This is a genomic window from Lactobacillus rodentium, assembly GCF_003423665.1.
GTDB classification, from domain to species: domain Bacteria; phylum Bacillota; class Bacilli; order Lactobacillales; family Lactobacillaceae; genus Lactobacillus; species Lactobacillus rodentium.
Genome location: NZ_BFBY01000002.1, coordinates 78,821 through 102,976, shown reverse-complemented (window position 1 = coordinate 102,976; position 24,156 = coordinate 78,821). Strand labels below are relative to the sequence as shown.

21 protein-coding genes and 1 pseudogene are annotated in these 24,156 nt (G+C 32.8%); 20 read left to right on the top strand and 2 right to left on the bottom strand.

The annotated features are described in order from the left end of the window. Window positions 1–204 precede the first annotated feature (204 nt). The 5 genes from LrDSM24759_RS01790 to LrDSM24759_RS01770 all read left to right on the top strand — a co-directional run bounded on the left by LrDSM24759_RS01790 (window position 205) and on the right by LrDSM24759_RS01770 (window position 8,051). Window positions 205–4,851, top strand: a complete 4,647-nt coding sequence (locus LrDSM24759_RS01790) for a BspA family leucine-rich repeat surface protein (protein ID WP_117117786.1) — start codon at window positions 205–207, stop codon at window positions 4,849–4,851. Window positions 4,852–4,985: 134 nt separating this feature from the next. After that, window positions 4,986–5,384 (top strand): OsmC family protein, encoded by a 399-nt coding sequence (locus tag LrDSM24759_RS01785; protein WP_117117785.1) that lies wholly within the window; start codon window positions 4,986–4,988, stop codon window positions 5,382–5,384. 102 nt (window positions 5,385–5,486) lie between these two features. After that, a complete protein-coding gene (locus LrDSM24759_RS01780; RefSeq protein WP_117117784.1) occupies window positions 5,487–6,098 on the top strand; it encodes a GTP pyrophosphokinase in 612 nt (203 codons plus the stop codon). A 2-nt stretch (window positions 6,099–6,100) separates the two neighbouring features. Further along, on the top strand, window positions 6,101–6,766 hold the full coding sequence (locus LrDSM24759_RS01775) for a response regulator transcription factor (protein ID WP_117117783.1): 666 nt from the start codon (window positions 6,101–6,103) through the stop codon (window positions 6,764–6,766). 13 nt (window positions 6,767–6,779) lie between these two features. After that, window positions 6,780–8,051, top strand: a complete 1,272-nt coding sequence (locus LrDSM24759_RS01770) for a sensor histidine kinase (protein ID WP_117117782.1) — start codon at window positions 6,780–6,782, stop codon at window positions 8,049–8,051. A 116-nt stretch (window positions 8,052–8,167) separates the two neighbouring features. On the opposite strand, the gene LrDSM24759_RS01765 is transcribed toward LrDSM24759_RS01770, so the two are convergent. Both LrDSM24759_RS01765 and LrDSM24759_RS01760 read right to left on the bottom strand, forming a co-directional pair. Next, entirely contained in the window at window positions 8,168–8,443 is a 276-nt protein-coding gene (locus LrDSM24759_RS01765) for a helix-turn-helix domain-containing protein (protein ID WP_117117781.1), read from the bottom strand. A gap of 2 nt (window positions 8,444–8,445) precedes the next feature. Further along, window positions 8,446–8,799, bottom strand: a pseudogene (locus LrDSM24759_RS01760) (type II toxin-antitoxin system RelE/ParE family toxin); the annotation flags it as partial. A gap of 226 nt (window positions 8,800–9,025) precedes the next feature. Between LrDSM24759_RS01760 and LrDSM24759_RS01755 the strand changes: the two are divergent. The 15 genes from LrDSM24759_RS01755 to LrDSM24759_RS01680 all read left to right on the top strand — a co-directional run bounded on the left by LrDSM24759_RS01755 (window position 9,026) and on the right by LrDSM24759_RS01680 (window position 24,131). Then, complete coding sequence (locus tag LrDSM24759_RS01755) at window positions 9,026–9,874, top strand: zinc ribbon domain-containing protein (RefSeq protein ID WP_117117779.1); 849 nt, start codon at window positions 9,026–9,028, stop codon at window positions 9,872–9,874. A gap of 105 nt (window positions 9,875–9,979) precedes the next feature. Next, window positions 9,980–10,840, top strand: coding sequence for a DUF4767 domain-containing protein (locus LrDSM24759_RS01750; RefSeq protein WP_117117778.1), 861 nt, complete (start codon window positions 9,980–9,982; stop codon window positions 10,838–10,840). A 163-nt stretch (window positions 10,841–11,003) separates the two neighbouring features. Beyond that, window positions 11,004–11,357 (top strand): hypothetical protein, encoded by a 354-nt coding sequence (locus tag LrDSM24759_RS01745; protein ID WP_117117777.1) that lies wholly within the window; start codon window positions 11,004–11,006, stop codon window positions 11,355–11,357. A gap of 10 nt (window positions 11,358–11,367) precedes the next feature. Beyond that, entirely contained in the window at window positions 11,368–11,913 is a 546-nt protein-coding gene (locus LrDSM24759_RS01740; protein WP_245953320.1) for a helix-turn-helix domain-containing protein, read from the top strand. After that, entirely contained in the window at window positions 11,913–12,326 is a 414-nt protein-coding gene (locus tag LrDSM24759_RS01735; RefSeq protein ID WP_117117775.1) for a protein-export chaperone SecB, read from the top strand. Before LrDSM24759_RS01740 ends, LrDSM24759_RS01735 begins: the two co-directional genes overlap by 1 nt. Before the next feature lie 200 nt (window positions 12,327–12,526). Then, window positions 12,527–13,327: a zinc-ribbon domain-containing protein gene (locus LrDSM24759_RS01730; protein WP_117117774.1), complete on the top strand. Its 801-nt coding sequence runs from the start codon at window positions 12,527–12,529 to the stop codon at window positions 13,325–13,327. A 170-nt stretch (window positions 13,328–13,497) separates the two neighbouring features. Further along, complete coding sequence (locus tag LrDSM24759_RS01725) at window positions 13,498–14,058, top strand: LPXTG cell wall anchor domain-containing protein (RefSeq protein WP_157964224.1); 561 nt, start codon at window positions 13,498–13,500, stop codon at window positions 14,056–14,058. Between the two features lie 143 nt (window positions 14,059–14,201). After that, window positions 14,202–15,155 carry an Lreu_0056 family protein gene (locus tag LrDSM24759_RS01720; protein WP_117117772.1) on the top strand — a complete coding sequence of 318 codons (954 nt, stop codon included), beginning with the start codon at window positions 14,202–14,204 and terminating at the stop codon, window positions 15,153–15,155. A 201-nt stretch (window positions 15,156–15,356) separates the two neighbouring features. Then, window positions 15,357–18,857, top strand: a complete 3,501-nt coding sequence (locus tag LrDSM24759_RS01715) for an SEC10/PgrA surface exclusion domain-containing protein (protein WP_170133349.1) — start codon at window positions 15,357–15,359, stop codon at window positions 18,855–18,857. Between the two features lie 82 nt (window positions 18,858–18,939). Continuing rightward, window positions 18,940–19,827 carry a hypothetical protein gene (locus tag LrDSM24759_RS01710; protein WP_117117770.1) on the top strand — a complete coding sequence of 296 codons (888 nt, stop codon included), beginning with the start codon at window positions 18,940–18,942 and terminating at the stop codon, window positions 19,825–19,827. Between the two features lie 16 nt (window positions 19,828–19,843). Further along, window positions 19,844–20,470 carry a hypothetical protein gene (locus LrDSM24759_RS01705; protein WP_133297773.1) on the top strand — a complete coding sequence of 209 codons (627 nt, stop codon included), beginning with the start codon at window positions 19,844–19,846 and terminating at the stop codon, window positions 20,468–20,470. A gap of 429 nt (window positions 20,471–20,899) precedes the next feature. Then, window positions 20,900–21,634, top strand: coding sequence for a hypothetical protein (locus tag LrDSM24759_RS01695; protein ID WP_117117767.1), 735 nt, complete (start codon window positions 20,900–20,902; stop codon window positions 21,632–21,634). A 21-nt stretch (window positions 21,635–21,655) separates the two neighbouring features. Beyond that, complete coding sequence (locus LrDSM24759_RS01690; protein ID WP_117117766.1) at window positions 21,656–22,300, top strand: hypothetical protein; 645 nt, start codon at window positions 21,656–21,658, stop codon at window positions 22,298–22,300. Between the two features lie 255 nt (window positions 22,301–22,555). After that, entirely contained in the window at window positions 22,556–23,317 is a 762-nt protein-coding gene (locus LrDSM24759_RS01685) for a helix-turn-helix domain-containing protein (protein ID WP_117117765.1), read from the top strand. 58 nt (window positions 23,318–23,375) lie between these two features. Next, the gene (locus tag LrDSM24759_RS01680) at window positions 23,376–24,131 is read left to right on the top strand and encodes a helix-turn-helix domain-containing protein (RefSeq protein ID WP_157964223.1); all 756 of its coding nucleotides are present in this window, start codon (window positions 23,376–23,378) and stop codon (window positions 24,129–24,131) included. Window positions 24,132–24,156 lie beyond the last annotated feature (25 nt).

Below are 24,156 nucleotides of genomic sequence, written 5' to 3'. Positions count from 1 at the left end.
ATAGGGAAAAGAATTTGTTATTTAACTTGCAATAATAAAGTATTTAATTTACCCTTAATTGGATTTAGGGCTTACTAAAATGCCAATTATCGTTTAATGTTATTTAAAATTTTTCAAAAATAAAAAGTACTTTTTAAATACCTTTTGATGTTTAAAAGTGCTTGACCAAATTATTTTTAAGTAAAGATTGAGGAATATTCATCAATGCAAAAAAATTATGAAGATACTAAACATCACTTTTCAATTAGAAAACTTACCATCGGTGCAGCCAGTGTACTAATTGGTACAACTTTTTATCTAACCAGTGGCAATATTGTTCATGCTGATACATTCACACCTGCATCTGATCAACAAGAAACAGCTGCTTTAAATAATAATCAAGATGATTCGTCTAAAGTACAAGCAAATTTAGATAACCAAACTGACGACACTAATAGATCTAGATCTGAAACAGGTGCAATTTCTCAATTATCTAAAAAATCAGCTTCAGCAATGAAAAATACAGATAGTCAATCAGCTAATACAAAAATTGATAATACTAAAGTAGCTGATAACAATATTCAGAAAACTGAAAAACTATCTGCAAATGCTGTTAGCTCTTCAATACAAAATGATGTTAAGCAAATTAAGCTAGTTAAAACAGAGCAAGTTGCTAATGATACTCAAGATATTAAATCTACACCAACTTTTGTGCCCGTTAACGCTAATGACTGGAACACACAAATTGATGGTGACGAATTCCTAATCACTGGCTACAAGGGCAGTGACACAACTAGCAATTTAACTATTCCAAACAGTGCGGACTTTGAAGAAGCAGGTTTTAATACTAATGGTTTGCAAACTTTTGCAAACATTGAAACTGTTAAAAATCTTATCCGTAACGGAGTTGCACCCAAATTAAGTGACACTGATGGTCAAAAGGTCGCATTATTAAGACGAAATAGTAATGATATCGATACATTTACTAACTCTAATTTAACTGATATTAGTGGCTTAGCTAATGCGGATACTAGCCATATTACTGATATGTATTCTATGTTTGATCATAACAAAATTAGTGATTTATCACCATTATCTAATTGGGATACAACTAATGTTACTGATATGAGTTCTATGTTTGATCATAACGAAATTAGTGATTTATCGCCACTATCTAAATGGAATGTAGCTAATGTTACTGATATGGATAGAATGTTTTGGAATAATAAAATTAATGATTTGAATTCATTAATTAAATGGAATGTAGCTAATGTTACTAATATGAGTTATATGTTTTACAATAATCAAATTAGTGATTTAATACCTTTATCTAAATGGAATGTAACTAACGTCACTAATATGAGTTATATGTTTTACAATAATCAAATTAGTGATTTAGTACCTCTATCTAAATGGAATGTAACTAACGTTACTAATATGAGTTTGATGTTTGAATACAATCAAATTAGTGATTTATCACCATTATTTAATTGGGATACAACTAATGTTACTGATATGAGTTCTATGTTTGATCATAACAAAATTAGTAATTTAACACCTCTATCTAACTGGAACGTATCTCATGTTACTAATATGTATGTTATGTTTGGTAACAATCAAATTGATGATTTGACGCCTCTATCTAACTGGGATGTATCCAATGTCACTGATATGAAAAATATTTTTTTGAACAATCAAATTGATGATTTAACGCCTCTATCTAACTGGGATGTATCCAATGTCACTGATATGAGGGGTATGTTTTATATGAATCCTATTAAAACAGGCGATCTATCTAAGTGGAATATGTTGAATGTAGTTGACACTGACCTTATGATAGATGAAAATTCAGCTGCTGTGATTTATTTAGGTAATAACACCAATTTACCAACTAATTTCATAGATCCTAAGAATGAGAATATTTTCACTACATCAAAAGGTGGCCATTTAATTGTTACATCAAATCATGATTTATTAGCTAACCCAAACAAAGCTTTTAACAAGATAACTTTTAGTAATGGTACTACAATGGATACGCCTGTGTTTATTAATGCGGAAAATAATGATGAATCGATTTTAAATGCCGTTAAACAAGCTGTTGATAACGCGATTGAAACTAAAAAGACAGAACTTGAAAAAGCTAATCCCAATAAAATTGTTACTTTATCGCTTGCTTCAAATACTACCGATCCAATTAAGTTAGCAAACTCTAACGTTAATATTTCAATGACTGATAAATATAGAGATGTAACAAAAGATCATGAAAACGATAGTAATGTTGATACAGCCACTAAATGGACAGTAAATGAAACAATTAATGTAACTGATCCAAGCGGCAATAAGACAGTTCCTGTTAATAAATTCGTTACTTTTACCAGAACTGCTACAAAAGATAAACTAACAGGTGATGTAACTTATGGCACTTGGAATAAGCAAAGTGATACTTTTGAAGCTTATACAGCACCAACTTACGCAGGCTATACGCCAAGTCAAAGTAGTATTTCAGCTCAAACTGTTAAACCTGGCGATAAGGATTTAACTTTTAACATCACTTATACAGCTAATACTCAAACTGGTGAAATTGTTTATGTTGACCAAGATGGCAATCGAGTTGGAACTACTCCTATCACAGGTAAAACTGATGAAACTATTAATATCACTCCTGAAGTGCCCGATGGTTATGTTCTTGATGGTGACAAAGATGTGCCAACAACTATCACAGTTCCTGCTGACGGGATTCCAAATATTACTGTTAGCGTAATCAAAAAGGTAACTTCAAATGGCGATGTGGCAGAAACTGATAAATTACCTATTAAGAATATTATTGTCTACAAAGATGACAATGGCGACGTTGTTGGAACTGAAGAAATCACTGGTGAGTCTAATGATAAAGTAAAACCAAACATTCCTGAAGGTTACTTTAACGGCGATGTAACGGATATTACAATTCCAGAATCAGGTGTTGTGACTATAACTGTTGTCAAGAAAGAAACTTCAAACGGTGATGTAGCAGAAACTGACAAGTTACCAACTAAGAATGTGATCATTTATAAAGACAACAATGGTAATGTGGTAGGTAATGAAGAAGTTGAAGGTAAGCCTGGTGCCAAAGTAAAACCTAATATTCCAGAAGGATACTACAGCGGTGATACAACCGAAGTAACTATCCCTGAAAGTGGCATCGTAGAAGTTACTGTGACTAAGAAGGAAACTTCAACCGGTGATGTAGCAAACACTGATGCATTACCAGCCAAGAACATTATTATTTACAAAGATGACAATGGTGATGTAGTAGATACTCAAGAAATCACTGGTAAACCTGGCGACAAGGCAAAACCTAATATTCCAGAAGGTTACTGGAACGGCGATATAACGGATATTACAATTCCAGAATCAGGCGTAGTGCCTGTAACTGTAGTCAAGAAAGAAACTTCAACTGGTGATGTAGAAGAAACTGATATCCTACCAACCAAGAACGTTATCATCTATAAAGATAAAAACGGTGATGTAGCTGGCGTTCAAGAAATCACTGGTAAACCAAACGACAAAATAACTCCTAAGATTCCAGAGGGCTATTGGACTGGTGATGTAACTGATATCACTATTCCTGAATCTGGTATTGCTATTGTCAATGTAGTTAAGAAGGAAACTTCTAATGGTGACGTAGCAAACCCTGATGCATTACCTACTAAGAATGTAATCATTTACAAAAACGGTAATGGTGATGTTGTAGGTACCCAAGAAATAACTGGTAAGCCAAACGATAAGGTAACACTAAACATCCCCGAAGGATACTGGAACGGTGATATCGATGAAGTAACTATTCCAGAAAGTGGTATTGTTGAAGTCACTGTAATTAAGAAGAAAACCTCAAACGGCGACGTAACTGCTATTGATGCATTACCTACTAAGAATGTAATCATTTATAAAGATGGCAATGGTGATGTAGTAGGAACTGAAGAAGTAACCGGTAAACCTAACGATAAAGTAACACCTAATATTCCAGACGGATACTACACCGGTGATATTACTGAAGTAACAATTCCTGAAGGCGGTATTGCAACTGTTAATGTAGTTAAGAAGAAAACTTCAAATGGTGACGTTGCTAATACTGATGTATTACCAATTAAGACTGTTGTCATGTACAAAGACGGTAATGGCGATGTCGTAGGTACTCAAGATATCACTGGAAAACCAGGTGAGAAAGTAACACCTAAGATTCCAGACGGATACTACACTGGTGATACAACTGAAGTAACTATTCCAGAAGACGGAGCACCAATTACTGTTAATGTAGTCAAGAAGGAAACTTCAAATGGAGATGCTGCTAATCCTGAAGCGTTACCTACTAAGAATGTAATTATTTACAAAGACGGTAATGGCGATGTAGTGGGAACTGAAGAAGTGGATGGTAAACCTGGTGACAAGATAAAACCTCATATTCCAGATGGATACTACACTGGTGATACAACTGAAGTAACTATTCCAGAAAACGGCATTGTAACTGTAAAGGTTGTTAAGAAAGAAACTTCAAATGGTGATTCACTAATTCAACCAAGTCTCCCAGCTTACACTGAACCTAGTGATAACAATAATGATAGTGATGTTACACTTGATGTTCCTAACGTACCTAATAGTGGTAATAATAAATCACAACAAGACAATTCAAACACCCAAATTATCGAACGTGTTGCAAATAACTCCAGTGATGCTCATATGGACGAAGCAACTAATGCTTCTAGTGGCAACAAGCAAAATACCTTGCCACAAACTGGTGAAAACGATGCTAATATGGTTGCAGTAGGTGCATTGTTTGTTAGTCTTGGGGCATTAATGAGTGGATTATACAGTAGACTTAGGAAACGTAACTAATATTAACTAAAATAAATAATCTGTATTTTGAATTGATTAGAATATTTAGTCATAAAAAATCACTTAAGATAGAGTTCTTAAGTGATTTTTTGTTGGAGTTGTGATTTAGTATATAGTTAAAAGGAGAGATTTAGATGAGTGAGTATTTTGTAAATTCAGAATATAGTGGTGAACCTTGGGCAATTGAAAATGCAACGCAAAGTTATACTTTTCTGGCGGATGAAGGTAAGGGGCAAGGTCCAAATCCAGTAGAATACTTAACTGGTGCAGTTAACTCTTGTCTTTCGATTTCGGCGGCAATGCTAATTGCTCATCGCAAACTAGATATCAAGAATTTTAAAATTCACAATACTGCCCATACGCGCAAATTAGAGCATGGGATGAGTGATGTTGCAAGCATGGACCTGCATATTACTTTTGACAGTCAAGCCAGTCAAGAACAAGAAGATGCTTTTATTAAACGATTATTTGAGGTGTCGACTGTTTATCAAACTGTGGCCAAGGCAGTTAAAATGAATATTAAAATCAATTAGGTCAAAGCTAAAGGAGAAATCTTTTAGCTTTTTTGCTAAGATTTGTTAATTTACGGGCAAAGAGAAAATTGTTTGGTATGATAAGACGTATGAGGTGAGTTCATGAATATTTATGGTAATTATCAACCACTTTTAGAAAATTTATTAGCCCAAACTATGGAACATTTTGAAAGTATTAATCAGGCTTATGCTAAGCAACATGGAGACCATTTATATGAACACTTAATTGGACGGGTTAAGACTGAAGCTAGTATGACAGAAAAATGTGAACGTAAGCACTTGCCCTTAACTCCTCATTCCGCCCTCAAGGAAAATAAAGATAGTGTTGGTATTCGCGTAGTCTGCAATTTTATTGATGATATTTACCAATGGATTGATTTGATCGATTCCTGGGAGAATGCGACCATTATTAAAAAGAAGGACTACATAACTAATGTTAAGCCAAACGGTTATCGATCTTATCACCTAATTTTAGATCAAGAACTACCAGAAACAGATGTTGATGGTAATACACCAGGCCATTATTATATTGAAATTCAATTACGGACAATCGCCATGGATACTTGGGCTAGTCTTGAACATGAGATGAAATATAAGCATGAAGTTAAGCATGCAGAAATGATTAGCCAAGAATTAAAACGTGTCGCTGATGAATTGGCATCTTGTGATGTAAGTATGCAAACCATTCGCCAGTTAATTAGAGAAGAGGATTAATGATGAAAATCTTAGTAGCCGAAGATGAACCCCAACTTTCTCGTGTCTTAGTTGCTGCCATGACTAACGCTGGTTATGAAGTTGATCCAGTTTTTAATGGTAAAGATGCAGTCGCAAAAGCGCGCCAAAACACTTACGATATCATTATGTTAGATATCATGATGCCAGTAATGGATGGGATTACCGCCTTGAAAAAAATTCGTGAAAGTGGTGACAAAACTTATATTTTGATGTTGACTGCTAAGGCTGAAGTCGACGATCGCGTTACGGGCCTTGACAGTGGCGCTGATGATTATTTGACTAAACCATTTTCACTGAAAGAATTATTAGCACGCTTGCGTTCTAAAGTACGCCGTGATGACACCTTTACCCCAAAGGAATTAGCTTTTGGGGATGTGACTTTAAATGTTGAAGATCAAGAACTAGAGAGTAAAAACTCAATTCGCTTAAATAGCAAAGAAACGCAGTTAATGAACTATTTACTGCTTAATCAAAATAAGCAGATTTCAGTTCAAGAAATTTTTAACCATGTTTGGAAAAATGAAACTGATGTTGAGGAAGGGATTGTTTGGGTTTATATTTCTTATTTACGCCAAAAATTAACTTCGATTCAAAGTCAGGTACGTATTGAAGGTGACCAAGAAACGGGTTTTACCTTAATTAAGTAGGAGGAAAGTGTCAATGATTCAAAAATTCAGGTGGCATTTCATTTTCCTTTCAATTACTTCTTTATTTATTGTGCTAATTTTTACTTTTGGTGGTTTGCTTGGCATTACCTATCACCAAAACCGTAGTGAAGAAGAAAGGGTAATGACAGCCTTAGTAAAAAATGATGGTGGCTTAACTCCTCGTAATGCTAGTCCTGTTCTGGGCGAAGACGGCGGTCTTAATAATAGTTTGTTACGTGGACCTTATAATCCGGAGCAGGTCTTTCAATATCGTTATTTCACGGTACAGGTAGATCCTAATGGTCAATTAACCTTGCAGAATAATGACGGCAAGAATCGAGTCAATCAGGATTTAGTCTTTAAGAAGAGTCAGCAAATTATTGATAAAAACAATAAATCTGGCCAGGTCAGAATTGATGATAATATTTATGCTTATCGACAAAGCAAAACTAAAACTGGTCAAAAAATCATTATTTTCCTCAATGAAACTTTGATTTTTAACCGTTACTGGACCTTACTTCGCATTAGTATCTTCTTCGGTATAACAGCCCTATTAGTTTTTGCCTTAGTTTTAATTTTACTTTCTGGCAAAGCGATTAAGCCAATTGTCGAAACTTATAATAAACAAAAAGAATTCATTACCAATGCCGGACATGAATTAAAGACTCCATTATCAATTATTTCTGCTAATACTGAAATGGAAGAAATGCTAGGGGATAATTCTGAGTGGAATCAAAGTACTAAGGAACAAGTAGTGCGTTTGCAAAACTTGATTAATCGGTTAATTGCCATAGCCCGCACACGGGAGCAGCAAGATTTAACCTTAAGTCGGATTGACTTCTCACAAGTAGTTGAAACAAGTGCACATAGTTTTAAATCAGTGATGGAAAAAGATCACCTGGACTATCAAGTAGATGTTACTTCTGACTTGTTTGTCAATGCTGAACCACATTCATTAACTGAAGTGGTAAATATTTTAATTGATAATGCAGCCAAGTATTGTGATGCCAATGGTAAAGTAATCGTTTCGCTGCAAAAGAGTCGTTTGGGTAAAACGGCAGTTTTAAAAGTAGCTAATACTTTTGCTAATGGTAAAAGAGTAAATTATCGTCGCTTCTTTGATCGTTTCTACCGTGGGGATCAATCCCATAATTCGCAAAAGAAGGGTTATGGAATTGGCTTAGCCATGACTGCTGATATTGTCCAATTATTCGGTGGGAAGATTAGTGTTCATTGGAAAGATGGGATGATTTACTTCAATATTAATTTGAAATTAGTTAAATAAAAAAACCAATTCTACGGAATTGGTTTTTTTTATGGCATTTTTGCAGATTTCAAGTCAAAAAAGTAAGTATTATCACAGAGAACAGTTTAGTGTACATTAATGTATTTATTACCTGCTTAAGCAAAAGTAACTGATAGTTTTTTTCCAAGGGCAGTAGCAATTTTGGTTAAAGTTCCGATGCTAGTGTTATCTCCGCGTTCTATTCTAGCAATAGTAGATTGGGGAACATTAGAAATATTTGCAAGCTCTCGTTGAGAAAGCCCTTTCTGTTTTCTAATTTTAGCTAAAGCAACTGCACTTTCTAATTTGGCACTTTCTGTATCAAACTCAGTCTTAAATTTTGGATCTTTTAATTGTTCGTTTAAATAATCCTGGAAATTAACATTACTCATGTTTACTTATCCTTTCTATTACAAAAATATTCTTTTCTTAATTCTTTGGCATGCTTGATTTCTCTAGGCGGTGTTTTTTCCCTTTTCTTTGTAAAACCATGCATAATTATGTAGCGTGGACCATCGACATGAAAATATAATCCTCGTTGTTGGTTATTACTTACACGTGAACGAATTTCGTATAAATTTTTATCAATTCGTTTAACCCAGTCATGCTCAATTCCAACTTCAATTCCATTTTTCGAAACAGCAGCAATCCTAGCCAAAAGTTTTGCTCTAGTTTTTAAATTTAAACTATTTAAATATTCCTGAAATTCAGTATGGCCATTTGGCCGTGTATAAAACTCAAATTCTACTTATTCATGTTTTCATGATAGCATATAATGGTCACTTATACAATATATGCTATCAAATTTTGCACTAATAAAGTATTCCGGTTAGTGAAAATTATTAAGGATTAAAATATAGTGAGAAAAAGGTATTTTTGCAGATTTAAGGTCTAATAAATAAATTTATGCTTTAATAATAATTACTTTATGTTTTAATAAGTAATGGAATTAAAAATAAAGAGGAGTATATTATATGAAAATTTGTCCAAATTGTGGAGCTCAAGTTGAGGAAGATGTTAAGTTTTGTACCCATTGTGGTTATAAATTTCCTGTAGCTCAACCTGTTCAAGCACAAAATGTTAATGTAAATAAGCCAGCTGAACCCCAACCACAGGTGCAAAAACAAAATCCTGCACCAGTGCAAAATCAAGTTCCGCAACAACCACAAGCTCAAAATCAAGTTACTAGTCAAATTAGTAACGCAGTTCAAAATTTTGATGCTCATAACTTGTGGCAATGGTTTGTTAATTCTTGGAAGCATCCAGTGAAAAAACAAAAGGCAGAAAAGTGGTACGGTATTGTTACTTTTATTGTTGAAGATCTTTTATTTATAATTGCTACAACTGTATCAGCCAATGCTGCAATGAGTAGTGCAACGTTTGGTTTATTTTCTGGCAATAGTGATACGAATGGTGCATTTATTCAGCTATTCTTATATTTGCTCTTGTTAACCTTAGGTAGTATTTTGGCGTCATTTATTGGTAGCAAATTTGTTTATGGCAATGAAACTGATGGCTGGTGGGAATACACTAACCGAATTGCGCAAATAAGTAACTTAAATGCGATCTTTATTGTAGTTGCCTTTCTTGGTGGCCTGATCAAGAGCTATACTTTGTATGGCATGATGTCACTTTTAGCTGCTATTTTCTTTTTATTAGCAGTCTTTGTACCGGTATTAGCTGATAAGCATGCTAAGCGAGACAAGTTCTACGGTTTAATTATTGCAGTGGTTATTCAAATATTTGTGTTTATGATGTTAACTGCTATTTTTGGTGAAAGTATTAGTAATCAATTACAAAGTTCAGTAACTCATTTATTTTAAAATTTGCATTAATAAGTCTCTTATTTATAAGAGGCTTATTATTTTAAATAAATAATTGAAAGGGAAATGTATAATTAAGAAAAATATTATTATTGGAGGAATAAGATGAAATTTTGTCCAAATTGTGGTCATGAGGTAAAACCAACTGATAATGTATGTGGAAATTGTGGTCACAGATTAACCCCAAGTCGGCCTACGGCAGCGCAAGTTCCACCAGAACAAATAGTGGAACCATCTAGTCAGCAAGTAGAACCTGCGCCAAGACGTCGCGCACAACAAAAAGCAGCAAAAGTAAAAAAACAAAAACCTAAGCAAAAGCCCAATAAGAAATCATCAGGCACATTTTTTAAGGTATTCATTGGCTTGTGTATCTTAGCTCTGCTAGGCGAAGGTGGTTATTTACTTTATGAACATTTCAATGATAATAGTACGCAAACTGTTCAATCAGACAATAATGCGAGTCAAAGTAGTTCTTCGGCTAATTCATCCGCTAGGCATGATAATCATGACAGTGATACTACAAGTAGTAATGCACAAACTAGCAATAGTTCAGATAGCACCAGTAATAGTAGTGATGACTGGAATAGTAGTAAACAAGCAAAATTTGATGATTTCTTCGATAATTGGGCTGATGGGATGGACCAAGATTACACCAAGGTAAATACTGATGGTACTTTTAAGGCTGGTCCCGCCGAATATCCAGCTGCTTTTGATAAGTTTGATGTGGATGGTGAACCTGTCACAATCGGAATGAGCAAGGATGGTCGCGGTAATAAAGATTATAATGTGGTAGCAGTGTATAATCATGGTAATTATGAATTCCATATTACCTATTTCTTTACCTTCCACAATGGGAAACCAGTAGTTCTAGTTGACCAAACGACTAATGGTGATCGAATTAAAGCTAAGGTAACTGATAATCAGAAGTTAAGAGAAGGTTTTGCTCGAATTGCTGCAGGAGACTAAAGGAAAATAATGATGTTATCACCCTTAGAAAAAGTCACTAAGTTAAAGACTAAGGATAAATTAAGATTGAGGCTAAATAATTTATTTAATTATTTAATATTGATAAATATAGTATAATTTAAGTAGTTCAGGAACTACTTAAATAAGAGGAGGATTTGAGGAGGTGTATTCTTCTAAAAATGAAATTGAAAAAATTATTCAAAAAATTCTCAACAAAAGAAGTACATGGAAACTTAGTCCTAGACGCAAGAATACTTTAACTTTGTCATTACTAGGGATAGATGAAGAAGAAATTTTTGAGTTAATTGAAAAAAACTTAAAGTGGACAGATTATTTTGAAGGTCCAGAACCAGATAATCATGTGCCACCTATTCCTGGAGACATTTGGAAGTTTGGCTTAATTATTGAAAATAATGAACTTTATATAAAATTTCAGGATCGACCCCAACCCTTGGATGATATTCTTTGGATTTCTATTCATAGTGCCGAATATCCAATTAACTATCCATACAAATAGGAGGCAAATTATGAAAAAAAGATTTTATAATCCAGAATTAAATAGTTATGATGTTTATGAAGAAGTTTGGATAAGTGAAAGAGTAAATGTTAAAGATGAAAAAGGTTTATTAGTAAAAAATCATTATTGGAAAGATAGTTCGGGCGAACTCTGGGCTGACTTTGATAATCCAATGGAAAATGTTTACGAAAGTTTTAAAGCTTATAGGAAAAAGAAAAGTTTTTTAACCCCAAATCAAATTAAAGGTATTAGAAATGATCTAAATTTGTCAGTTAGAGAATTTGCAAATATATTGGGAATAAGCTCATCAACTTTAACTAAAATTGAAAATAATCATCGAATTCAAACTAAATATCAAGATCAACTTTTTAAGTTAGTGGCTTTAAATAAAAATAATTTAAATAATTTAGTAAGTACTAATAATGATGATGCTATTAATAATATAAATAGTTCAGTAAAAGAAAATAAATATTTTATAAAAGATAGTTTTTATAATGAAGACAAATCTTCCTATGAAATCTATGGAATTAATAGAGATATTGGAGTAATTGCATAATGGCTGCTTTAGAATTTAAAAATTATATAGTTAATGATGTTTCTTATATAAAAAATAAATACTTTGATAATTCAGAAAAAAGAATTAATTTAAGACCCGTATTTAACGCTGATTTTAAGATTGATAAAAATAATATTCAAGTCAAACTAAATGTTTTAGTTGGTTCATTAGAAGATAAAAAAGTGCCTTTTAAGGTTGAATGTGAAATAATCGGAGAATTTATCTATGATGAGGATCAAAATGATACGGAAATATCTAAAGAAACAATTATAAAGAATAATACGGTTGCAATTCTTTATCCATATGTTCGTCAATTGATTGCTTCTATAACTCAACAATCTAATGAATATCCTACATATATTCTGCCAACAATTAATGTTGCTAGAGTATTAGAAAAGCAGAATAAAAAATAAGTTTAAAGTGGTTTTATACTATTAGATAAAGTTTTAAACTTTATCTAATAGTATTTTTTTGTCGATATTTTAGGTAAATCTGCAGAATTTGAGTCAGACTGGATAAATTATGGTTTAGTAGAAAAAGAAAGAAGCTTAAACTTCCTATAATATGCTTCGATAGTAAAGTAAGATTTAATGAAGATAAAAAGTGAGGAAAAATGAATAAATTTTGTTCGAATTGTGGTCATCCAGTTAAGGAAACTGATAAGGTTTGTGGGAATTGTGGTAAACCTCTTACTCAATCAAAATCTAGCAAGCTACCTACTAAAAATGAAGAATCAGTGAAGCGAGAAGCAACTAACCCTACTAAAAAGAAAAAACATTCTGTTTTCAAATGGGTTATTGGTATCGGCGTGATAGCACTATTAGCTGAAGGTGGATATTTAATTTATGAAAATAAGATTGATTCAAATAACTCTGCTATGACAGCAACTAAAAAGTCTTCTTCAGCAACTAATTCAAAGAGTGCCAAAAGTACTAGCACCGAAAAGAAGAGTAATCACGAAAATATGACCTCAAATAATAATGAAGTTGATCATAGTAAAAGCGATAACAACGAATCAGATACAGTCGCCAATATTGATCCACAGACATTAGCTGCTACGATTTTGTTATTAGGTGGACAAAAAAGTGAAGTTTGGAAAAATTTGACAACGCAAGATAGTCTTGAAGTTAATGTAATTCAAGCATCATCTGATGATGATAACTATTCTGAACCAGGTACTGGCGTAAGTTATATGTTTACGAGTGAAGGAAGAAATTATGGCGAGGTTCTTGAATACCGATTAAGTTCAAATGGATCAATCGTATATTGTTATCAACAACCTGAAAAAGATTCTGCAACGCGCCATGTAACTCCATTTGCAACTTTAAGTGCTAAAGAAATTCAGCAAGCTCAAGATAATTCTGCTGTTAAAGATTTGGCAGCAAAAATGGAAGTTAAAACCGGAGAAGATTAATTAAAATAGTAATGATAATATTTGGTTGTTAATCTTGGATGTTCTTGAAAAAATATAAAGGTTGAAATTTTTAGGTAAATTTGCAGATTTTAGGACAAGAAATACTTAGTATGATTTAATTCTTGTTGGTGTTGTGAAAACAACAATATTGTATTTTTATGGAGGATAATATGTCTATCAAGAAAAATAGTATTTGTAAAATTGCACTTAGTGCAGCTTTAGTATTAGGTGGAACTTCATTAATTTCTACTCATACTAGTTCTACTGTACATGCTGATGGCCCTGACGGTAGTAATTTTGGGTTTATAAGTGATGACGAAGAAGGTTACAGCAAATTATTTGGTGGTTCAAGTAGTGAAAGTAAAACTTCTGATACTGCATCATCAACAAATGATTCAAGCAACCAAACTACTACTCAAACTAACGATTCAAGTGATACAACAGAATCAACTCAATCAAGTGACAATTCAGCTAATGAAGTAATTTCTGATAGTGAAAATACAACAGCAGCTGCAAGTAATGAAGCAGCAACTACCAATGCTTCAGCTGATAACAGTGCAGTAGCAAGTACCAAGAGTGCTACTCCAAATGCAACTACTACTGCAACTGATTCAACTACTATGACTGAATTACCACAAACTGGTGCAAAGGCAACTACAGGAATTTTAGCTGGTTTAGGTAGTCTTTTATCATTAGTTGGATTATTTGGAATCCGTAAGAAGTTAAACTAAATAATTTTAAATACCTGGAAAGTTTTCTTTCCAGGTATTTTTTTGCTAAATTTTGTGTAAATCTGCAGATTTAGAGTCAGAATATTAAATTTATGTTTTAGTAAATAAGTAAATAAAATTAAAACATGGAAGAGGAGATATAATTGAAGAAAAAGACATTGTATGTTTTTGCAAGTACGATTGGCCTTTTAGGAGTATTAACTACAGGATGTAGCACTAGTACAAATAATAGTGCTACTAAAAGTAATAATGTTCCGCAAACAACAAGTAAAAGTTCTACCGCAGAAAGTACTTCTACTTCTACTGATAAAAAAGTAGCAAATATTAGTGATAAAGCCCTTGCTGTGATTGCTTTTGACATATCTCGTCCATATACAAGTATGGAGGATTTGGATAATGCTAATAACAATGTATATGGAACGAATTATCAAGGTAAAATGCCAACTTACAACGTTTCTAAATCTGATGCTGCCAAAATTCGAGGGACCCATTATGTAAACGATGTTGATACCGATAGTAATAGTGATGTATGGTTTAAACGTAATGGCGATAAACTCTATGTAACGATTTATAATACAGATTTAGAAGAACCTGAGTTAGTAACCCGTACTTATTCAATTAATAAACTTGTTAAAGAGAATTATAATACTACTGAACAAAAAGAAAAAATTGATAAATATGCTAATAAGTTGAAAGATGATCAGCAAAAAGAAGCAGAGCATGAAGCTCATAGTGCAGATTTATCCAAAACCAATGATAAAGCGATTGCTGTAATGGCTTTTGCTGTTAACCATGATGGTTATATGGATTCACTTGATAATGGTTCTTTTCATTATGGAAAACACTACCCAAAGGGTAATCCCAAAATTCGTGGTAGCCAATATATAAAGGGAGCTAGAGATCCAATTTGGTTTAAGTGTAATGGCAATAATATCGAAATTAGCACTCTCTATATGGGATATGATTATGACGCAGAAGATGCTAACATTAAAACAACTACCTACTCATTAAATGATTTAGTTAAGAAATATTACAATACAAAACAACAAAGAGAAAAAGTAAATAGCTTAGCAGATGCATTAAAAGATGATAAATAATATATAAAAGCACAATTCTATGGATGGAATTGTGCTTTTTATACGCTAAGAAAGTATTATGGGAGAATTATAATTAGGCATTTGTTACATACATATAAAAAAGATTTAGGTAAATTTGCAGATTTGAGGACAGTACAAAATTTATATGTTTTTATTAAGTAGTCAAACATGTTATTTATTTTTGAATTATGTGAGGGAAATATGTTCAACAAGAAATTACAAAAATTTTCAATTAGAAAATTAAGTGTTGGTGCTGCTTCAGTACTTATTGGTATTTCATTTATCTCAATAAGAGATAACAATACTGTTCATGCTGCAGATATGCCGGTGGCCACTACTGCACAAACTAGTTCAGCATCAAGTGCAATCGAAACTGCACAAGCTCATGTTGATAGTGCTCAATCTAATCTTAATAAGGCTCAAAGCAATTTAAATGATGCCCAACAAAAGGCTGATCAAGCTAATAAAGCATATAATGATCAAGCATATAAGGCAGATAGTGCAAATCAAAAAGCAGATGCAACAAAGCAAGCACTAGACCAAGCTAATGATCAAGTATCTAATGCTCAGAAGGGTGTAGATGATGCCAACAAGCCTGGTGTAAAAGAAAATGCACAAAAGAATATTACAGATAAAGAAACTGCATTAACTAATGCACAAGAAGCAGCAAAAGCAGTTGAAACGAAAGCTAATAATGCTGCCCAAGAAGTTACTGAGGCTACTCAAGATGTAAATGCTAAACAAAATGATGTTAATGCAAAGCAAGCTGATAAGAATAAAGCTGATGCAGATGTGAAAGCAGCTCAAGATGCATTAAAGGATTCTAGTCTTGACCAAGCCGCAAAGAACTTAGCTGATGCGAATGCCAAAGTTAGTCAAGACCAAACTAGTCTTAAGAATGCAGATAAGGCTGTTGATCAAGCTACTCAAAATAAAAAGAATACTGAAGCAAACTTAGATCAGGCTCAAAAAGCAAGTGATCAAGCAAATAACAGTTTACAAAAAGCTCAAGCAGATTATGATGCTAAGAAAAAGGCTAGTGATCAAGCTAATGCAACTATTGCTAAAGATAAGGTTAAAAAAGATGACCTTCAAAAGCAACTTGATGATTTAAAGGATAAATCAAAGAATAATATTGTTATTTCTGATATTGATAAATTTAAACAAGTATACTCACATGGTGAATTAATGTCAGATGAAGATTTTGCATGGACCAAGAAGGAAAATGCGGAAAATCATTATATTTCTTCGGATGTGGATAAAAAAGAATTAGTTTATCCAAATAAGATGACTGATGATCAAATTAAAGAGTTATCTTTATTTATTGCGGACTTACAAACTAAGGTGCGTAAGCAATTGGGTTGGGATTCAGCCGAAGTAACTAAAGGATCAATGGAACTTGCTAAAGAAATAGCTAAAAATTATGTTGCTGATAGCTGGGATGATCCTAAAAACAATCCTAACGTAGGTTGGCATGATGAAGATGCGATAAAAAAAGCAGTAGATAAATTAGGTATTGGTACGGATGAATGTAAGGGTGGAACATTTGTAATGTCACGTCATCAAGATGGTGAGCCTACAACAATGGATGATTTAAAGCGCGGTGCTTATCAAACATTTGTTGACATGATTTTACCTGCACATGCAGGAACTTATGCACCAGGTAAAACTGCTCCCGAGTTGGGACATGGTTATGGTTTACTAGGTATAGGTACTAATGAAAATAATGAATTAGTTGATACCTCTAAATCTTATATTAATGATACAATCCGTGGGTTAAATCAATACATACAAGAATATAATACAATACTAGCCGAAAATGGTTCTAAAGGTCGGAGTGTATATACTCCTCTTACTACTATTTCACCAAACTTGCCACATACTGTATTCGGTGCATCTGTTCAACCTTATAGTCCAGAACCAATTTATCAAGTTTTATATCCTACTGGAGTTTCAGGAGATAATGAAGGAGAAAAAGATTGGAAAATAGTTTCTAAACAAGAATTTGAATCGGCAGTAAGAAGTTTTATAAAACAATGTAATGATCAATTGATTCAACAAAAACAAAGTTTAAATACGCCAACTTTTTATTCTGGAACTATCTATGAATCTTCACATTATTACGATTACTTTACTCCCCATGTAGAAGGTGAACCGTATGAAACCTGGAAAACTCCAAATTGGGAAATTTTGTTCGAGATGCCAGGGTTAAGCGGAATTCACGAAAATTCGACCTTTGATCGTACGATAATTCCATCATATGCCGATCAAATTGCAAATATTAATAAACAAATTACAGCAATTGATTCTGAATTAGCCACTTTAAATAGTTCAGCTAGTCAAACTGAACAAGCACAACAAGCATTAAATAAAGCTCAAAATGCACTTAAAGATGCTCAAATAGTATTAAACAATGCTAAAAATTCAAATATTAGTGCACAAAACGCTTTAAATAATGCAATTAAGTTTCAAAGTCAAATTCAAACTAAACTAGCAAATGATCAAAAAGATCAACAAGAAAAACAAGCCACTTATAACATGTTATTAGCTGAACCAAATAAGAAGGCTGATAATTTGAAGGCTGCTGTTTCAGCTCAAACCAAAGCAGCAAATGCACTTAAGGATGCTCAAAAGGCTTTAGCAAATGCTCAAAATAAATTAAATGGTGCAAAACAAAATCAGACAGCAGCAAATAATGATGTTCTAGCAAAGAAGGAAGCTATTCAACAAGCTCAAACTGCACTTAATAATGCTAAGACTTACCTTGCTAATTTGAATAAGGCACCGGAAATGTTAGCCGTGGCCCTAAACGGTCAAAAGGTAGCCCAAAGTAATTATGATGCAGCTAAGAAGAATGCTGATGCAGAGAATGAAAAATTAAATAAATTGAAACCAGCAAGAGATGCTGCTGATAAGGCTTTAGATAAGGCCCAAGCTGTAGTAAGTGATGCTCAACAAGAATTAAGTAATGCTGAGAGTGAATTAGCTTCTGCTCAAAGTGCTTATGAAGCATCTCAAACTCCAGCAATCAATAATTCTAATAGCAAAGAAACTCCAATGACTGGTGTAGCTCACATTAAGAACAACGTTACTTTAGTAAATGGTAAGGGTGAAGCAGTTTCTCAAACTATTAATGCTGATACTAACTACAAGGTATTTGCTAAGAAGACCATCAATGGTAAGACTTACTATAGATTAGGTACTGATAATCAATGGGTTGTTGAAGATGCTGTTTCTTCAATTACTGATGGTGTGCCTGCTAAATCTAATGCAGAAGAACCATTCGCAGCTCATGGTTACATTCCTGTATTGAATAGTCACCCAACCTGGAAGATTGCTCTTGTCGACGGTAATGGTAACTACACTGGTCAATACTTACCAACTAACACTAAGTGGAAAGTATTTGCTAAGAAGACTATCAATGACCAAACATATTACAGATTAGGTACCGACCAACAATGGATTCCAGCAAGCTTCTTACAAGTTAAGAAGACTGGTGTGGTTAAGGCTAACCCAGTAAAGAACCACCCAACCTGGAAGATTGCATTGCTTAACCAAAATGGTGAATATACTGGTAAATTTGTAAAACCAAATACTAGCTGGAAAGTCTTAGATGTCGAATTTATCAACGGTCGTATGATGGCTAGAATTGGTAACCAAGCACAATGGATTCCAATGGATTACGTTGCTTGGGTGAAATAAGAAAATATACATAGAGACAATATGTTGAAAGAGAAGTTGCGGAGAAACGCAACTTCTCTTTTTATTGAGGAGATTAATAAAAATGAATGAAGAAGATGTTTTTAAAAGAATGGGATTTTCTAATTGCGATTTTGATAATGAGCAAGTTGTGCAATTAGCACCCTATAATCTCAATTATAAAGAGAACTATTTTGAAGTTGAATTTAAAGAGCAGTTTAAGGAAAAACAGGAAAAATTAATTGAAAACTATAAATATGTGTTAAGTAATTCTCAATCAATTGTGCCCATTTATTTTTATGGAAGAGTAGTTGGATGGAGAATAATTTTAAATAAAGAACAAGCTGAGAGTAATAAACAATATGAACCACCATTTTTAAGAATTAATTCAAATAATACTGAAGCAGATAAAAAAATTAATGAAAGAGATGCTCATGAAGTAGTACAGGGCGGTCATATTTTGGGGAATTTTATTCATAACTATTTTCCATTTGAAAGTTTTTTTGGTAATCATCATAAAAAGACTCCTCGAAGAAATGTTTATGATGAATATCCGCAGTTTAAGCGTGCCAATGAGAATCGAAGACTAGGTTCTGGTAAAAATGGACAAGGATATTTTGAAAGCTTGATTGCTAAATATAATAATGAGCATCAATCTTTTAAATTGAATAATAATGAAATGATTTTTTACTATGAGTGTGAAGCCATTTTTAAGGAAAAGGACGATAAAATTCCAATTGGCACAAGATTATTTGTAATTAAAAATCTAGATAAATTAGAAAATATTAATAAACAAAAAAATCTAAACCATCCAGATAAATTAGATATTCCCGTTCATGTGTTTATTCCTAATTGTGATTATGCTGAAGAAAATTTAGCAAGTGTACCAAACGATTTAACTGTTGAAAACTATAGAGAATTTTTTAAGAATGGGAAATTAAGTGATTTGCATATTAAAAAATTTGATGAATAAATTCGTAGGAGCATTTATGGAAAATGAAATTGAACATAGAAAAGGATTTAGACAGGGAAGTCGCCCAATTTGTGCAATTTATGCCTTTTTGAATGGTATTGCATTTGATGGAGATTTTAAACAAAATACAATAAATAAAATTGCAAAAGATTTGTGGGAAAAAGCAATCAAAAAGAATATAAATATCGAAGAGGTATATCATAATGATGACTTTATTGGTAGTAACGCTAACTCTTATTCTTTAATAGGTGAATTTTTTAGTTCTAATGCCCTATATGCTTTTCTTAATAATGAAAAAGATCAAATTTTAAATATTTTAAATGAATTGAAAATACAAGACTATGAGATAGATAAAATAAAATGTGTTGAAAAATTTGAAAAAGAGCTAAAAATTGATAGTCAAAATAAAAAAGGGAGCTGGTCTTTTTATATTATTCCGATAAATTCAGGAGATTGTCCAAAATCTTCAAAGAAAAGTACACATAATATGCATTGGATCTGTTTTATTCAAGATAGTACAGGCCATATATTAGATAGTAGTGTAAGCTTGTTTCAAAAATGTTTTCATAAAGCCTCTTATAATGAGAAGAAAGCATTAAAAAATGCTAAAATCTCAGATAAAAAAACAAATTTGTACCATTAAGGATTTAATGAAGGTTTGGGAAGATATGAAAAACAGATCAAGAAAAATAGTATTTAATTATTTACATGATTGGGCGAAGAAACTTAAAGGTCGAATAAGTAAGTATCAATGTTCTGTTCCAAAAGAATATAAGAAAATAATGAAAAAATAAAAGAAAATTAAAAATGTCAATACTGCTTTTATGGAAGTGAATTTAATGTTATAAAAGTAACTGTAACTAAAAAAACTTCATTGGATAATTAAAATTAATAGAATATTCTAATTACAATCAATTTTAAATACCCCATAACTCAATCCGAGTTATGGGGTATTTTATCTCTTTGTCATTAAAAATATTTAGGTAAATCTGCAGATTTTAAGACAGTAATTTTAAACTGTGGTTTTATTAAGTAGTCAAACATGTTGTTTAGAATTTAATGAGGAGAATGTATGGAAAAAGAAGAAACATTACAGCAAATCCAAGAAGCATACTTGTATGTAACAGAAAAGTTTCAAATAGATTCAGTAGTAGATGATCTTGATCAAAGTTCAAAGAATATTCGATCTAGATTAACTAAAGTTAATAAAGAAATAGAAGATCAGGATACATTTTTATCACCTAAATGGACAATTATTTCAGTGTTAGTACTGGGAATTATCTTTTTTGGGATACTTGATAGTGTTTTGAATCCCTATGGAAGAATCTCTAGTTCCACACTGTATTTTTTATTTGGTATTGTTATTTTTATAGGAAGTTTTGCAGGTGCTTGGAAAATTGTTCAAAAGGTTGAACAAAGTATTTTAAAATCAAAAACTACAGATTTAAACAATAAGAAAAAAAATTTAGAACAATATAATGCGGGTCTTTCCAAATTTATGAATGAGGCAACTAGTATCGAAAGTAGATTAGAAGCCACTATTCCTTCAGTTGTAAATTCAGTTCCCGATAATAGAAGATTTGTATTAGCTTACTATGGTGAATTATATGAAATAATTCGTACTGGCCAAGCCAAGAATTTAAGTGAAGGAATTAGATTATTAGAAGATCGATGGAGAGATAAGAAAGAAGTTACTACTTCAGATAATATCTTGCCAACAAATCTTCTTGATTCTTCGCTCCCTGATTCGATTTTTTATGAAATTCAAACTCTTGAAAATAAAGTAAATAAGTATTTAGGTAAATAATTTAATTAAAGGAAAATTTAAATGATTGATTATATAAAAGATGCCTGGAAAATTTCAGGTAATTTAAATAAATTAAAGTATTTTGGAATAGCAAATATTTTATGGACTATTGCACTAGCCTTTTTTCTCTATAATTTAGTAATTGACTTCTGCCAAGGTGCAATTACTCCTAATGTTACGGATACTCTTGTTCAATTATTATTTGCAATAATAATTGTGATACTTACATTTGTTTTATGGATTTTGAATATTCGGTTTTATCCGTTTGCTTTTAAAAAAATGAAAGTAAGTACTCAAAAGATTATTGAAGAGAGTGTAGCTCAATATAAGGAAGTCAGAAATGCAGGTCCGCGTACTTTTTCCGAACGTCCTGATGGTACAACTTCTGCTGATAAAATTATCAGGCATTCTGCTTTTAAACAAGGAGAGTGGAAAGTAATAGATAATAGCCCAAGAACTAGACAAGAAAGTAAGGTATCTCATTATGTTAATGCAGTAGGTAATGGAATGGGAAGCGGTCTTGGATGGCTTTCTATGAAAGTTTATTTTTGGTTCTTAAGAATTATGCTTTGGCCAGTTGCTTTTATTTCCGGCTTGGCTAACATGGGCCCAATTGTCCATGAATATCGTAAAACACAAGAGACTAATAATGTTAACTTGCAATGATTAATTTCAACCCAATCACCCCACAACTCACCCCGAGTTATGGGGTGTTTTTTATACCCAAAAACACTTTAAATATACCTTTGAAAAAAATATTTTTAGGTAAATCTGCAAGTTCACGGACAGAATTCAAAAAGTATGTTTTGATTACATAGGATTTGGAGGAAAAATTTAAAAAGTCGATTTGGAAGATTTTCCAATTTAATTTCAAACCCAAATTAAGATAAGAGTGAATCTAAAAAGGGTGGGGAACCAATTTTGGTTATTGGAGATTATCTTAAGCAACAACGTTTGCAGTTGAAGTTATCAAGAAAAGAATTTTCTAAGAACGTCATTGATAGTTCGCACTTGGCTCATGTTGAGAATAACCGCAATGAGATTAGAGCGGTAACTTTTATTGAGCTGCTGAATGAGAATAAAATTTCAATCATTGATTTTTTAGAAAATTTTGGTTCTTTTCATGCTCAAAGTCATGCCATGCAGATCAAGGCTAGTGAGGCCTACTTCAATCATGATGTTGAAACTTTGCAAACTTTAATTGACAATGCTCCTTATCCTGATTCAGTTTCATTCCAAGTTATTGAGTTCATGATTGATAAGTTAAATGGTCAACCTCAAGCTTTTCCAAGAAAAAAACGGTTGATAATTAAGAAGTTCCTACTCGCCATCGAGGACTGGGATGAAAATAGTTTATGGATTATTGCTAATAGTTTAGAACTTTATACTTTGGAGGAAGTTGATCGTATAGTTACTTGGTTGTTTAGTAATCAGCGTGATTTTGATCATTATACGGACTATCACATTAAACTTTTGGCTCAAATTGTGGTTAGTTACTTAGAACAAGCAGTCAAAGAAAATTATGTACAAGGTCAAATTGAGCGTGGTTACCATTATCTAGCAGCCTTACCGAATCGTTCAATTATCTTTTATGAGAAGATGCAAGGTGCCTATATTAAGGCGGCACAAAGAGGACAATGGGATAAAATGTACCTTATTTCGCATTACTTACCAATTAACTGAGTTACGAGAAAACATGTTAATTCTTCGTGTTTAAGAGGATAAAATACGAGGTGGAAGAGTGAAGATTGGAAAGCGTTTAAAAAATACCAGAAAATATTTGGGTTTAACTCAAGCGCAATTCAGTAGTGGAATTGTGACCGAATCATTTTATTCACGAGTCGAAAATGGACGCAGTAATATCAGTATGTCGAAGCTGATTGAATTACTGAACTATCATCATGTCTCACTCTATGATTTTTTTGAACCAGCGTTTGAAGGTAATATTGAACAGCAAGCAATTTTAGCCTTTATTGATCGTGATTGTGAGCGTCTTAAAGATTACAAGCCCATGAATGAACGTCAAGAAGCGGTAGTTGACTTGATGATTTCTATTTTGGGGGGGTGGAAAGGATCCTCTAGCTACTCTCATGAGCCGACTGCACTGACAGATTATCTAAAACACAGTGAAAATCCCGAAAAGAATATTTTTGCCTGGTGTTTGCTGGCCTATCTGTGTGAAATTGATGAAGTTGCCACTGTGGTTGATAAGGTGGTGCTGGCTTTGCCAGTGTACAGTGATGATTTTTCTTGGCGGATTTTAGTTAATACGCTTATAACGTGTTTGCAACGCTTCTATCAAGCGGGTATGCAGGCGCAAGCTTTAATTACGGCTCAGTTGATTGATGCTATACCGCCACGTTCAGTTTTGGTACTAGAACATTTGGTTGCAAAATATTATTTGAACTTGCTTCAGGGCAATCAGGATCAGGCAGCTGGTATTAGACGCCTTTTGCAAGTAAATAATTATGATCGGCTTCTTGCATTTACAGATTAAGAATAAGACGAAATTCAATTTGAAT